Raw genomic sequence first — 12178 nt, 5'->3', positions numbered from 1 at the left:
GGGTAGGGCTCGGTGGGGGCGGTGACGAACGCGATCCGTCCGAGGTCGATTCCGTTGAACGTCCCGGCGATCTGCACGAGCGTGGTGATGGAGGTCAGCCCCTGGTCCACGTGCAGGTTCTGGGTCATGACCTCCGCGATGTGGTACAGCTGCGGGACGTTCGTGAGGGTCCCGTCCGCCTGGATCTTGCGGGTCAGGGACGCCAGGAACGCCTGCTGGGAGCGGATCCGGGCCTCGTCGCCGCCGTTGCCGAACGCGGCGCGTGAGCGCAGGAACGCCAGCGCCTGCTCGCCCTCCACGGTGGAGATCCCGGCGGGGAGCCTGAGCCCGGACTTGGGATCGTCCACGGCCTCGTTCACGCACACCTCCACACCTCCCACGGCACTGGAGAGCTCCTTGACGGCGTTGAAGTCCGCGAGCATGAAGTGGTCGGTGTGCACCCCGGTGAGCTTGTCGATGGCGGCCACGGTGCACCCCGGGCCGCCGCGCTCCACCGCGCTGTTGAGCATGTCCTTCTCCGCGGGGTACACCTTCCCGGTGTCCGGGTCCGTGCACTGCGGGATCTCCACGATGAGGTCGCGCGGGAAGGACACCACGGTCACGGCGTCGCGCTTCTCGGTCACGTGCACGAGCATCATCACGTCCGTGCGGCCCTCGGAGTCGTCCTTGCTGCCGTACTCGGTGTTGCCCGTGCCGCTGCGCGTGTCCGAGCCCATCACCAGGATGTCCAGCGGACCGTCCTCGGCGGGCGCGGCCCCGTCGGACAGGTTCAGGGGGCTCGAGGTCAGGTTCCCCGTGAGCCGCAGAGCCGCGATGCCGCCGATCCCGATCACGGTCACCAGGGCGAGGACCGCGAGGATGGCCGCGGCCTTCTTCGCGGAAGAGCCGTGCGCGCGGGCGCGGTGGTGGCGCCCGGTCTGGCGCAGGTCGTACGGCTCGCCAGAGGGATCCGTGCGACGCGCGGGGTGCGTGGCCCACGGGGTCTGCTCCCGGGCGCGGCGGTGACCACGCGGTGCTGAGCTGGGATCCACCGGTGACTCCTGTGCTCTGTCGGGGGTCGCGGTGACCGCACCGCACGGGCGGGAGCGGTCAGCGCGCGGTCTGCGGGCGGACGGGGGCTGAGCTCAGAACCCCAGCGGCGGGGCTCAGAACCCCAGCTTCGAGAGCTGCTTGGGGTCCCGCTGCCACTCCTTGGCCACCTTGACGTGCAGGTCCAGGTAGATCCGCGTGCCGAGCAGCGCCTCGATCTGGCCGCGGGCCCGGGTGCCGATCTCGCGCAGGCGCGCTCCCCGTTTCCCGATCACGATGGCCTTCTGCGAGGGCCGTTCCACGTACAGGCTCGCGTGGACGTCCAGCATGGGGTTCTCGGGCGAGCGGCCCTCGCGCTCGGAGACCTCGTCCACCACCACGGCCAGCGAGTGCGGCAGCTCGTCCCGCACGCCCTCCAGGGCGGCCTCGCGCACGAGCTCGGCCATCATCGTGACCTCGGGCTCGTCCGTGAGGTCACCCTCCGGGTACAGGGGCGGGGACACCGGCATCATCGAGACGAGCAGCTGCGCCACCTCCGCCATCTGGTAGCCGTCCGCCGCGCTCACCGGGATCACGTGGGCCCAGCCCGCGGAGTCGTCCTGCGAGCCGTCCCGCGCGGGACGCGCGGTGCCCGACGACGCGGCGTCGCGGCGTCGTCGTCGGGCCTCCCGCTGCTTGCGCTCGGCGGTGACGACCTCGCGGCCGAGTTCGCTCACCGCCAGCAGCTGCTCCATGAGCCGCTCCTGCGGGACGAGGTCCGCTTTGGTCACGATGGCGACCACCGGGGTGCGACCCACGGCGGCGACCACCTGCTGCGCGATGTACCGGTCCCCCGGGCCCACCTTCTGGTCCGCGGGGACACAGAAGCCGATCACGTCGACCTCGCCCAGGGTCTCCGCGACCACGTCGTTGAGCCGCTGGCCCAGCAGTGTGCGGGGCCGGTGCAGGCCGGGGGTGTCCACGAGGACGAGCTGGCCGTCGGGGCGGTGGACGATGCCGCGGATCGTGTGCCGCGTGGTCTGCGGGCGGTTGGAGGTGATGGCCACCTTGCGTCCCACGAGGGCGTTCGTGAGGGTGGACTTGCCCACGTTGGGGCGGCCCACGAACACGGCGAAACCGGCGCGGAAGTCCTCGGGGGTGGTGGTGCTGTCCTGGCTCATGCGTGGTCCTCGGTCCTGCGGTGGGTGCTGCGGTGGCCGCCCCGCCGGGCCGCGGCACGGCAGCTCGCGGCGTGGGAGGGGACGGGAGTGTGCGGCGGGGTCATGACATGGTCTCCACGGGCGCGTCCCGGCCCAGGAACTCCTCCAGGAGCGCGCGCTGCGCCGCGAACATGCGCGCACGCTCGTCCTCCTCGGCGTGGTCGTGCCCGAGCAGGTGCAGCAGGGAGTGCGCGGTGAGCAGGCAGAGCTCGTCCCGCGTGCTGTGGCCCCCGGCCTGCGCCTGGCGCTCGGCCACCGGGGGGCACAGCACCACGTCACCGAGCACCCCCAGGGCGGGTTCCTCCGGCGTGCCCTCGCGCAGCTCGTCCATGGGGAAGGACATCACGTCGGTGGCGCCGGGCAGGTCCAGCCACTGTTCGTGCAGCTGCGCCATCCGGTCCTCGTCCACCACCGCGATGCAGACCTCGCTGTCCGGGTGGACGTGCCAGCGGCGGAAGGCCAGCTCCACGAGCGCGGTGAGCTGCGCACGGTCCACGGCGCGGTACGCCTCGGGCCACTCTCCCTGTTCCTCCTGCGAGTCCCAGGGGAGGTCGAACTCCACGCTCACGCGCCGGACCCCTGAGCTTCGCCGACGCCGCCCGCGCTGCGTTCCGCGCGACGGTCCTCCTTCCGGCGGGCCCGCTCCACGCGGTGCCGGTTGGTGGTGTCGAACTGGTCGTACGCGGCCACGATCTCCCCCACGAGCTCGTGGCGCACGACGTCCGCCGAGGTCAGCTCGCAGAACGCGATGTCGTCGATGCCGCCCAGCACGTGCTGCACCTGCCGCAGCCCGGACTTCGTGGAGCCGGGGAGGTCCACCTGGGTGACGTCACCGGTGACCACGATCCGGGAGCCGAACCCCAGGCGCGTGAGGAACATCTTCATCTGCTCGGGCGTGGTGTTCTGGGCCTCGTCCAGGATCACGAAGGCGTCGTTCAGGGTGCGCCCGCGCATGTACGCCAGCGGGGCCACCTCGATGCTGCCGGCCTCCATGAGCCGGGGGATGGACTCGGGGTCCATCATGTCGTGCAGGGCGTCGTAGAGGGGCCGCAGGTAGGGGTCGATCTTGTCGTTGAGGGACCCCGGCAGGAACCCCAGCCGCTCCCCCGCCTCCACGGCCGGGCGCGTGAGGATGATCCGGTTGACCTCCTTGGCCTGCAGGGCGCGCACGGCCTTGGCCATGGCCAGGTAGGTCTTTCCGGTGCCGGCGGGGCCGATCCCGAAGACGACGGTGTGCTCGTCGATCGCGTCCACGTAGGCCTTCTGGTTCACGGTCTTGGGCCGGATGGTGCGGCCCCGCGTGGAGAGGATGCTCGTGGACAGGGCGCTGGAGGGGCGCAGGCCCTGGGCCTCGCGCATCATCCGGGACACGCGCATGACGGTGCGCTCGGTGATCTCCGTGCCGCGCAGCGCCATGGCCAGCAGCTCCTCGAGCAGCGACGCCGCCAGGCGGGTCTCCACCACGGGTCCGTCGAGCGAGACGTCCAGGTCCCGCACGGTCATGCGCACGGAGGGGAACTGGCCCTCCAGCAGGCGCAGGGTGGAGTCCGCCTGCCCCAGGCACCGCACGGCGGTGTCACGGTCCGGCAGGTGCACGGTCACACGGGTGGATTCACTGGGTGGAGTGGTCAGGGTGTCGGTCCCCTCGAGTCGTTCGGTCATCACGTCCCAGCGTACCGTGAGGTCCGGACAGGGATCCCCCGGTTGCGATCCGGTAACGGTCCCGCCCCCGGCGCGACACGCGCGGCGGACACGCGCCGCAGTGGGTAGGTTGTGAAGCCGGAAAACGCACCGGACACGAACGCACGGCACGGAGCCACGGGAGGGAGAGCGCATGGCGGCTCAGGCACCACGGACACGAGCGCTCGGCGGAACCGCCCGGGCCACCGTGGCCGTGACGCTCACCGCCGCGCTCGCCCTCGGGCTCGGTGCGTGCGGCAATGCCGCGGACCGCCCGGACAACGGTTCGGCGGCCGCACCGGGCATCGGATCCGCACCGGTCTCCACGGACGACTCCGGGGACGGCGTGGCCACCGAGCAGGCACCCGTGTACTGGGTGGGCTCCGGGGACCAGGCCGGATACCTGTTCCGGGAGTTCCGCACCCCCGAGAGCAAGGACGTCGCGGACCCGGTGGCGCGCGCGGCCCTCATGGTGACCTCCGCGAAGCCCTCCGACCCCGACTACCGCTCCCTGTGGTCCGCGGTGAGCACCGTGGGGTCCTCCGTGTCCCCGGACGGAACCGTGACCGTGGACCTGCCCGCCGCGGCGTTCGCCACGCCGCTGTCGGAGCAGGATGCCCGCATGGCCCTGCAGCAGATGGTCTACACCGTCTCCGCCGCGGTGGTCACAGCCGGTCTGCTGGACCCGTCCACGGCCAAGGAGGTGCGCATCCTCGTGGACGGACGCACCGGGTACCGCGCGTTCGGCTCCGTGGACCTCACCGATCCCCTGCCCCGCGACCCGGCCGTGGCGGCACCCGTCTGGCTCATCGATCCCCAGACCGCGGCGGACCCGGCCAGCCCCCTGACGATCTTCGCCCGGGTGCTCCCCACGGTGCACAACGTGCGCTGGGAGATCACCACCGGTGACCGCCGGGTCAAGGGGGACACCGTGAAAGCCGCCACACCCGGCACGGATCCCGCCGCGGGCGCCGAGGTCCGAACCACCGTGGATCTCGATCCCGGCACCTACACGGTCCGGGTGAGTGGCACGGACGACCACGGGACCACGCTCGTGGACGACCACGAGATCGTCGTTGCCGATGGCAAGTGACCCCGCGCGCGGGGTGAACCGGGCACGAGAAAGCCAGCGGGCGCCGTCGGCCCGAGCCGCCGCCCACCCGAAGGCGTGAAGAGGGTCCGGGCGGACGCCGACCGTCTCGCACGAGGGCCTTTCCTGACGACGTGCCCTGTCACGGGCCGACGGCCCCGGGTGGCGGCCCCGTGGGCGTCAGTCCCAGCTGCCGAGCACGGCGCTCAACGCCGCCAGGGCCGCGGGACCGGCGGTCGAGGAGCGCATCACGGTGCTCCCGAGGCGCAGCGGGCGGGCGCCCGCGTCCCGCAGGGTCCTCAGCTCGTCCTCGCTGATCCCGCCCTCCGGGCCCACGACCACGGCCACGTGCCCGCGCTCCCCCCATGCCGCCACCTCGTCGGAGGTCCAGCGCGTGGGGGCGCTCTCGTGCAGCACGAGCCACCGGGTCTCCGGCTCGGAGGCGACCAGGCGCGCGAGGCCGGCGGTGTCCACCCAGGGTTCCAGGCGGGGCCAGGCCGCGCGGCGCGACTGCTTGGCCGCCGTGGCCAGCAAGGACTCCCACTTGGCCATGGTCTTGGCGGCGCGTTCGGCCCGCAGCCGCACGATGCTGCGGTCGGCCTGCCACGGGACCACGCGGGAGACGCCGAGCTCGGTGGCGGACTCGACGGCCTGCAGGTCCCGGTCCCCCTTGGCCAGCGCCTGCACGAGCGTGAGCCGCGGATCAGGCGGGTGCTCGTGGCGCACGTCCGCGACGAGCACGCCCATGCGGTCCCGCTCCCCCGTCCGGAAGACGCAGGTGGCCCGGGTGCCGTGTCCGTCCACGAGGTCCAGGGGCTCGCCCGCCCGCAGCCGCCGCACGGTCACGGCGTGCTTGGCCTCGGGGCCGACGACGTCGAGGACCTCGCCGGGGCGCGCCCCGGTGAGGTCCTCGTGGTGGAAGACGGGGTTCGTCACAGGTCGTTGAACCGTCCGCGCAGCCGGGAGAAGAACCCGCCGGCGCTGGCGGTGTTCACGGTGGTGCCGTCGTGGGACTCCTCGTCCCGCAGTGCGGCCAGACGCTGCATCAGCTCGCGCTGCTCCCCCGTGAGGTTGCGCGGGGTCTCCACCTCGAAGTGCACCTGCAGGTCCCCACGGCCCTTGCCGCGCAGATGGGTGACGCCCAGGTGGTCGAGGGTGACGGTGGCTCCGGACTGGGTGCCGGGCTCCACCTCCACGCTGCGGGTGCCGTCGAAGGTCTCCAGGGTCACGGTGGTGCCCAGGGCGGCGGCGGTCATGGGGATCCGCAGCCGGGCGTGCAGGTCGTCGCCCTCGCGGACGAAGGTGGGGTCGGGGTCCACCTTGAGCTCTACGAAGAGGTCTCCGTTGGGGCCGCCGGCGGTACCGGCCTCACCCTGGCCACCCAGGCGGATGCGGTTGCCGGACTGGATGCCGGCGGGGGTCTTGACGGTCAGGGGGCGGCGGTCGCGCACCCGCCCCTCGCCGTAGCACTCGTGGCACGGGTGCTCCACCACGGTGCCGAAGCCGTTGCACTGCGAGCAGGGCGTCTGCGTGGTGACCATGCCCAGGATGGACTGGCGCTGGTACTGCATGTGGCCGGAGCCCTTGCACATGCTGCACGTGGTGGGGCTGGTGCCGGGCTGGCAGCACGAGCCCCCGCACGTGGGGCACGTGACGGCGGTGTCCACGGTGATGTCCTTCTCCACGCCGAACACCGCGTCCTTGAGGGAGATCCGCACGTTGATCAGGGCGTCCTGGCCCTGCCGGGTACGGGACTGCGGGCCGCGCTGGCCCCCGGCGCCCGCGCCCTGGAAGAACGTCTCGAAGATGTCCGAGAACCCGAACCCGGTGCCGGGGAAGCCCCCGCCGAATCCCGTGTCCGTGCCGTTCTCGTTGCCCGTGGCGTCGTACACGCGGCGCTTGTCCGGGTCCGAGAGGACGTCGTTCGCGTGGGACACGCGCTTGAACTCCTCGGCGGCCTCCGGGGAGGGGTTCACATCCGGGTGCAGCTTGCGGGCCTTCTTGCGGTAGGCGCGCTTGATCTCTTCGGCGCTGGCGTCACGGCTCACGCCGAGGGTTTCGTAGTGGTCGCTCACGATGTCGTCGCTTCTTCTCTCGTGTCGGTGTCGGTGTCAGTGGTCGGGGGCGGCGGCGCCGGGGCGGCGCTCACTCCCCCAGGTTCTTGGACAGGTAGCGGGCCACCGCGCGCACGGAGGCCATGGTGGTGGGGTAGTCCATGCGGGTGGGGCCCACGATCCCCACCTTGGAGGCGGCGTGCGGGCCGTAGCCCGTGGCCACCACGGAGGCCTCGGCCAGGGGGTCGTCGCCCTGCTCCGAGCCGATGCGCACGGCCACGCCCCGTTCGTCCTGCTGCATCTCGGACAACAGGCGCAGCATGGTCACTTGTTCCTCGAGGGCCTCGAGCACCGGGGAGATGCTCTGGGGGAAGTCCCCGCTGAAGCGTGCCAGGTTGGCCGTTCCGGCCAGCACGAGCCGGTGCTCGTCCGACGCCGCGGCCAGCACGGTGAGCGCGTCGCCCACGGCCCGGGCGGCGTCGCCCAAAGCCTCCGGTACCGCGACCTCGAGATCTGCGAGGGCGCTGGGCACCGTGTCCAGGGGCGCGGCCAGCAGCCGCGCGAGCAGCAGGGACCGCAGCTCCAGCACGCGCGCCTCGTCCAGGGGTGCGGCGAGCGCGACGCTGCGCTGGACCACGCGGCCCGAGGTGGGGATGAGGATCACCAGCAGCGTGTCCGCACCGAGGTCCACGAGCTCCACGTGGCGCACCGTGATGCCCGTGCGCACGGGGTACTGGATCACGGCGGCCTGGTGCGTCAGCTGGGCCAGCAGGCGCACGGTGCGCTCCATGATGTCGTCGAGGTCGTCGGCTCCGTCGAGGAACACCTGGATGGCCCGGCGCTGGGCCGGGGTGAGCGGCTGCAGGGCCGAGATCTGGTCCACGAACACGCGGTAGCCGCGGTCGGTGGGGATCCGGCCGGAACTGGTGTGGGGGGCGACGATCAGGCCGTCCTCCTCGAGGGCGGCCATGTCGTTGCGGACCGTGGCGGAGGACACGGGGAGCCGGTGGCGCTCCACGAGCGCCTTGGAGCCCACGGGTTCGCGCGAGTGGACGTAGTCCTCCACGATGGCCCGCAGGATCTGAGCCCTGCGCGGGTGCTCCACGGCGTTCACCTCCCGTTGCGTCCGGCCGCTGCGTCCGGTCAATTTTGGCACTCATGGGAACACAGTGCTAATCCGGGGAGTCTAGCGGCCCGGGTCTCCCCCGCCCCCTTTGGTACGCTCGCGGCTGATTCGGCCGCCCGGCCGGTCCCGTGCCAGAGCACCGCGGGTGCCGCGCGTCGGAAGACCACAGCACCAGAACGAGGAGACCGCCGTGAACGCACCCGGGTGGGGCTGGGGCCCGCAGGACCTCGGCGACCCCCAGCTGTCCCGCTCCGGGCCCACGTCCCGTGAGGTCCCGGTGGCCCGCGACATGGTCCTGGAGGACGTCGAGACCGGGTGGGTGGGCGCCGTCGTGAGCGTGGAGGTCATCGGGGGCATGCGCGTGGTGGGCCTGGAGGACCGCCACGGCCGCGTGAAGACCTTCCCCCTGGGCCCGGGATTCCTCCTGGACGGGGAGCCCGTGCGGCTTACTCCACCCGTGGCCGCGGCCGGCCCCTCGAAGCCCCGGCTCACCCGGTCCGGCTCCGTGGCGGTCGAGGGCCTGCGGGCCTCCGTGGCCAAGGAGTCCCGGATCTGGGTGGAGGGCTACCACGACGCCGAACTCGTGGCGAAGGTGTGGGGCCACGACCTCGCCGTGGAGGGGATCGTGGTGGAGCCCCTGCACGGCATCGACGACCTCCCCGGTGCCATCGCCTCGTTCCGGCCGGGGCCGAAGCGTCGGCTCGGGGTCCTCGTGGACCACCTGGTGCCGGGGTCCAAGGAGTCCCGGATCGCCGAGAAGGCCCTGCAGGTTCCCGGAGCACGGGACAACGTGCTGGTCCTGGGCCACCCTTACATCGACATCTGGCAGGCCGTGAAGCCCGCCACGCTCGGCATCCCCGCGTGGCCCGTGATCCCCCGCGGTGAGGACTGGAAGACCGGGATGGCGCGGGAGCTCGGACTCCCCCACCGCACGCCCCAGGACGTGGGCCGCGCGTGGCAGGCCATCCTCACGCGCGTGAACAGCTACGCGGACCTGGAGCCTGCCCTCCTGGGGCGGGTGGAGGAGCTGATCGACTTCCTCACCGCCCCGCAGTGAGCCGAGCGACCTGCCTGCGGCGGCCCGCCTGCCCGCGGTGACGCGCACGACGTCGTTCTGTGACGCCCGACCGGGCGGTTTCCCAGCCGCACACCGTAGAATGACGGCGCCAGGCCCCCGCGATCCTGCCTGCACCGGCTACCGCCCCTGAAAGGGACACCCCACTGTGACTGACGTTGCCGCCACGCCCGTTCCCGAGTCCGCTCGCACCGAGGACACCCCGTTCGAGTCCGTGTCCCCCGTGGCCCAGCCCCTGGACGTGGCGCAGGACCGCCAGTGGGCCACCCTGGCGCACCTCGGCGGAGTGGTGGGCGCGCTGCCCAGCTACCTGATCCACCGGGTCTTCACGGACCGCGGCCCCTTCACGGCGCAGGAGTCCCGGGAGGCCCTGAACCACACGCTGCTGCCGAGCCTGATCATCCTGGCGGGCATCGTGCTGTCCCTGGTCCCCGTGGTGGGAGGCGTGTTCTCCGTGGTCGCCGCCGTGACGTGGGTGTACCTGGCTGTCACGTCCGTGCGGGCGGGCATCAAGGTGAACCGCGGCGAGCCCCACCAGTACCGGTTCAGCACGCACTTCTACGACCGCGTCACCACCGGCCGCGCCTGACCCCGCCCCCGCGCCGGGGCCCGTCGGGGCTCACCAGTTGAGCAGGCGCCGCGTCACGGCGTCGGCCATCAGCCGCCCCGCGTCCGTGAGCACCGCCGTGCCGGTGAGGGCCGCGGGTCCGTCCAGCCAGCCGTCCGCGATCAGCCCGGCGACGGCGCGGCGGCCCTCCGGGCGCAGCGTGGCCAGGGGAAGGCCCTCACGGATGCGGATGCCCAGCATCACGTGCTCCACGTAGCGGGTGTCCGCGTCGAGGGTTTCGCGCCCCACGGCGGGTGACTCCCCGGCCCGCACGCGGTGGGTGTAGGGCAGGGGGTGCTTGATGTTCCACCAGCGCACACCGTCGCTGTGGGAGTGGGCCCCGGGCCCGATCCCCCACCAGTCCTGGTCCCGCCAGTAGGCGAGGTTGTGCTCGCTGCGGTTCTGCCGCGCGGTGCGGCCGTGGGCGTCCCGGGACCAGTTGGACACCTCGTACCACTGGAACCCGGCGGAGGCGAGCTTCGCGTCCGCGAGCGTGTACTTCTCGGCCTGGTCGTCCGGGTCCACGAGAGGCACCTCCCCGCGGCGCATCTGGGCGGCGAGCTTGGTGCCGTCCTCGATGATCAGCGAGTACGCGGAGACGTGGTCCGAGTCCATGGCCAGGGCGGCGTCCAACGACGCCTCCCAGTCCGCGACGGATTCCCCGGGCGTGCCGTAGATCAGGTCCACGCTCGTGCCGAGGCCCTGCGCCTTGGCCCAGCCGACGGCGCGCGGGACATTGGCCGGAGTGTGGGTGCGTTCCAGCACGGCCAGCACGTGCGGGACCGCGGACTGCATGCCGAAGGAGACGCGGGTGACACCGGCACCGGCCAGCACCTCGAAGGTCTCGGGGGTCACGGAGTCCGGGTTGGCCTCGACCGTGACCTCGGCACCCGATGCCAGGCCGAAGCTCTCGCGGGCCTGCTCCAGCATGCTCGCGAGCTCCCGGGCGGGCAGCAGCGTGGGCGTGCCGCCCCCGAAGAACACGCTGTGCAGCGCCCGCGGGGGTGCCCCCGCGGCGTCGAGGACGGAACGGGCGAAGCGGACCTCTGCTGCGGCGTCGCGGTGGTAGTCGTCCCGGGAGACCCCGTCCCCGAGCTGGTCCATGGTGTACGTGTTGAAGTCGCAGTACCCGCAGCGCACGGCGCAGAACGGGACGTGGACGTACAGGCTCAGGGTGCGCTCGGCCGCGCGCGCCACCGAGGCCGCGGGGAGGGCGCCGTCGCGCGGGGCGGGGTCCCCCTCCGGCTGGGTGGGCATTACTTCTTCTTGTCCTTCCCGTTGTCCTCGTCCGAGGACAGCGCGGCCACGAAGGCCTCCTGGGGGACCTCCACGCGGCCCACCATCTTCATGCGCTTCTTGCCCTCCTTCTGCTTCTCGAGCAGCTTGCGCTTGCGGGAGATGTCACCGCCGTAGCACTTGGAGAGCACGTCCTTGCGGATCGCGCGGATGTTCTCGCGCGCGATGATGCGCGAGCCGATGGCCGCCTGGATGGGCACCTCGTACTGCTGGCGCGGGATGAGCTTCTGCAGCTTGCCCGTCATGAGCACGCCGTAGGAGTAGGCCTTGTCCTTGTGGGTGATGGCGCTGAACGCGTCCACCTGCTCGCCCTGCAGCAGGATGTCCACCTTCACGAGCTCCGCGGCCTGCTCGCCGTCCGCCTTCCAGTCCAGGGACGCGTAGCCGCGGGTCTTGGACTTGAGCTGGTCGAAGAAGTCGAAGACGATCTCCGCGAGCGGCAGCCGGTAGCGCAGCTCCACGCGATCCTCGGAGAGGTAGTCCATTCCCCTCATCTCGCCGCGCTTGGACTGGGAGAGCTCCATGACGGCGCCGATGAACTCGGACGGCACCAGGATGGTGGCCGAGACCATGGGCTCGCGGATCTCCAGGATGCGTCCCTCCGGGAACTCGGAGGGGTTGGTGACCTCCACCTCGGAGTGGTCCTCGAGCGTCACGTTGTAGGACACCGAGGGTGCGGTGGAGATCAGGTCCAGGTTGAACTCGCGCTCCAGGCGGTCCCGGGTGATCTCCAGGTGCAGCAGACCCAGGAACCCGCAGCGGAAGCCGAAGCCGAGTGCCGCGGAGGTCTCGGGCTCGTAGACCAGGGCGGCGTCGTTGAGCTGCAGCTTCTCCAGGGCGTCCCGCAGCACGGGGTAGTCGGAGCCCTCCACGGGAAACAGGCCTGAGAACACCATGGGCTTCGGATCCTGGTAGCCGCCCAGAGACTCCTGGGCCGGCTTCTGCTGGTTGGTCACGGTGTCGCCCACGCGGGACTGGCGGACGTCCTTCACACCCGTGATGAGGTAGCCCACCTCCCCCAC

General features: G+C 72.0%; 12 protein-coding genes. 3 read left to right on the top strand and 9 right to left on the bottom strand.

The annotated features are described in order from the left end of the window. From CWC38_RS08690 to CWC38_RS08675, 4 genes are all read right to left on the bottom strand, one after another. The coding region (locus tag CWC38_RS08690) for an LCP family protein (protein ID WP_133306242.1) at positions 1-1031 on the bottom strand (1031 nt) is incomplete at its 3' end. Positions 1032-1145: 114 nt separating this feature from the next. Continuing rightward, positions 1146-2189, bottom strand: coding sequence for a GTPase Era (locus CWC38_RS08685; RefSeq protein WP_121846373.1), 1044 nt, complete (start codon positions 2187-2189; stop codon positions 1146-1148). Between the two features lie 100 nt (positions 2190-2289). Beyond that, positions 2290-2724 carry an rRNA maturation RNase YbeY gene (gene ybeY, locus CWC38_RS08680; protein ID WP_240625180.1) on the bottom strand — a complete coding sequence of 145 codons (435 nt, stop codon included), beginning with the start codon at positions 2722-2724 and terminating at the stop codon, positions 2290-2292. 68 nt (positions 2725-2792) lie between these two features. Continuing rightward, positions 2793-3890, bottom strand: coding sequence for a PhoH family protein (locus tag CWC38_RS08675; protein ID WP_121846371.1), 1098 nt, complete (start codon positions 3888-3890; stop codon positions 2793-2795). A gap of 172 nt (positions 3891-4062) precedes the next feature. Between CWC38_RS08675 and CWC38_RS08670 the strand changes: the two genes are divergently transcribed. Further along, positions 4063-5001, top strand: a complete 939-nt coding sequence (locus CWC38_RS08670; RefSeq protein ID WP_121846370.1) for a GerMN domain-containing protein — start codon at positions 4063-4065, stop codon at positions 4999-5001. Positions 5002-5178: 177 nt separating this feature from the next. Here CWC38_RS08670 and CWC38_RS08665 read toward each other — a convergent pair whose 3' ends face one another. The 3 genes from CWC38_RS08665 to hrcA form a co-directional block, all read right to left on the bottom strand. Further along, entirely contained in the window at positions 5179-5934 is a 756-nt protein-coding gene (locus CWC38_RS08665) for a 16S rRNA (uracil(1498)-N(3))-methyltransferase (RefSeq protein ID WP_121846369.1), read from the bottom strand. Further along, entirely contained in the window at positions 5931-7073 is a 1143-nt protein-coding gene (gene dnaJ, locus CWC38_RS08660) for a molecular chaperone DnaJ (RefSeq protein ID WP_121846368.1), read from the bottom strand. The genes CWC38_RS08665 and dnaJ overlap by 4 nt, the downstream gene beginning before the upstream one ends. A 70-nt stretch (positions 7074-7143) precedes the next feature. After that, entirely contained in the window at positions 7144-8157 is a 1014-nt protein-coding gene (gene hrcA / locus CWC38_RS08655) for a heat-inducible transcriptional repressor HrcA (protein WP_121846374.1), read from the bottom strand. Positions 8158-8368: 211 nt separating this feature from the next. On the opposite strand from hrcA, the gene CWC38_RS08650 reads away from it, so the two are divergent. Both CWC38_RS08650 and CWC38_RS08645 read left to right on the top strand, forming a co-directional pair. Then, positions 8369-9235, top strand: a complete 867-nt coding sequence (locus tag CWC38_RS08650; RefSeq protein WP_121846367.1) for a DUF3097 domain-containing protein — start codon at positions 8369-8371, stop codon at positions 9233-9235. Between the two features lie 166 nt (positions 9236-9401). Further along, entirely contained in the window at positions 9402-9842 is a 441-nt protein-coding gene (locus CWC38_RS08645; protein WP_121846366.1) for a DUF4870 domain-containing protein, read from the top strand. Between the two features lie 30 nt (positions 9843-9872). Here the strand turns inward: CWC38_RS08645 and hemW are convergent, their stop codons facing one another. Both hemW and lepA read right to left on the bottom strand, forming a co-directional pair. After that, entirely contained in the window at positions 9873-11117 is a 1245-nt protein-coding gene (gene hemW / locus CWC38_RS08640; protein ID WP_121846365.1) for a radical SAM family heme chaperone HemW, read from the bottom strand. Continuing rightward, positions 11117-12178, bottom strand: a 1062-nt coding sequence (gene lepA, locus CWC38_RS08635) for a translation elongation factor 4 (protein WP_121846364.1), incomplete at its 5' end; no start/stop codon positions are given. The genes hemW and lepA, both read right to left, overlap by 1 nt.

The sequence above is a fragment of the Kocuria tytonicola genome (assembly GCF_003687455.1).
Classification (GTDB): Bacteria; Actinomycetota; Actinomycetes; order Actinomycetales; family Micrococcaceae; genus Kocuria; species Kocuria tytonicola.
The sequence above is the reverse complement of the archived record's forward strand: the minus strand, read 5'-3'. Positions and strand labels throughout refer to the sequence as shown.

Excerpts from the sequence above, each read along its gene's own strand:
- CWC38_RS08685 (WP_121846373.1), bottom strand. The coding sequence starts at position 2,189 with ATGAGCCAGGACAGCACCACCACCCCCGAGGACTTCCGCGCCGGTTTC.
- CWC38_RS08675 (WP_121846371.1), bottom strand. The coding sequence starts at position 3,890 with ATGACCGAACGACTCGAGGGGACCGACACCCTGACCACTCCACCCAGT.
- CWC38_RS08670 (WP_121846370.1), top strand. The coding sequence starts at position 4,063 with ATGGCGGCTCAGGCACCACGGACACGAGCGCTCGGCGGAACCGCCCGG.
- hemW (WP_121846365.1), bottom strand. The coding sequence starts at position 11,117 with ATGCCCACCCAGCCGGAGGGGGACCCCGCCCCGCGCGACGGCGCCCTC.